The sequence below is a fragment of the Mesorhizobium sp. M7A.F.Ca.CA.004.04.2.1 genome (assembly GCF_004022825.1).
In the GTDB taxonomy this organism is placed as follows: Bacteria; Pseudomonadota; Alphaproteobacteria; order Rhizobiales; family Rhizobiaceae; genus Mesorhizobium.
In genome coordinates this window covers 1-644 of sequence record NZ_RZPH01001657.1, presented here as the reverse complement: position 1 = coordinate 644, position 644 = coordinate 1, and the positions used below count along the sequence as shown (strand labels likewise).

The window sequence follows — 644 nt, the reverse complement described above, 5'->3', positions numbered from 1 at the left end:
CCCCATGATCGTCGACAAAGCCAATGCGGCGCTGGATTCCGTCTATACGGCCGACACGCCGGAAGCGCTTGAGGAGGCCTATGCCGCGTGGGCCGCGACCTATGACAGCGAGACCGCCTCGCTCGGCTACCTCCTGCCTTTCCTGATCACCGCCTGGGTGGCGCGTCATGTGCCGGCGGGCGATGGCCCCTTGCTCGATGCCGGCTGCGGCACTGGCCTGTCGGGATCCTCGCTGAAGGCGCTCGGTTACCGCGACATTGCGGGGCTCGACCTCTCGTACGATATGCTGAAGATCGCCGGCAGCCGCAATGCCTACAGCGACCTGAAGCAGGCAATGCTCGGCGAAACGCTGCCGTGGCCGGACGGCCACTTCCGCGCCTTCTTCTCGACCGGCGTGTTCACCATCAGCCATGCGCCGGCGACAGGCCTGCACGAACTGGTGCGCATCACCCGCCAGGGCGGCCACGCCATCTTCACCGTGCGCGACCAGGTGTTCGAGAGCGGCGGCTTCCAAGCCGTGTTCGACGAGCTGGAGCAGGCAGGGAAATGGCGGCCGATCGAGGAAAGCCCGTGGTTCCGCTGCTATGCGATCGCCGAGCCTGACGCGCTGGTGAAGACGTTTGTGTTTGAAGTGTTGTGACTCC

The 644-nt window shown here is 65.5% G+C and carries 1 protein-coding gene; it reads left to right on the top strand.

Features of this window, described 5'->3' with window-relative positions; translation table 11 throughout:
* The first annotated feature begins 4 nt into the window (after positions 1–4).
* Positions 5–640, top strand: coding sequence for a class I SAM-dependent methyltransferase (locus tag EN893_RS36790; protein WP_127267367.1), 636 nt, complete (start codon positions 5–7; stop codon positions 638–640).
* Positions 641–644: the final 4 nt, after the last annotated feature.

Coding starts and splice junctions, on each gene's coding strand:
- EN893_RS36790 (WP_127267367.1), top strand. CDS start 5: ATGATCGTCGACAAAGCCAATGCGGCGCTGGATTCCGTCTATACGGCC.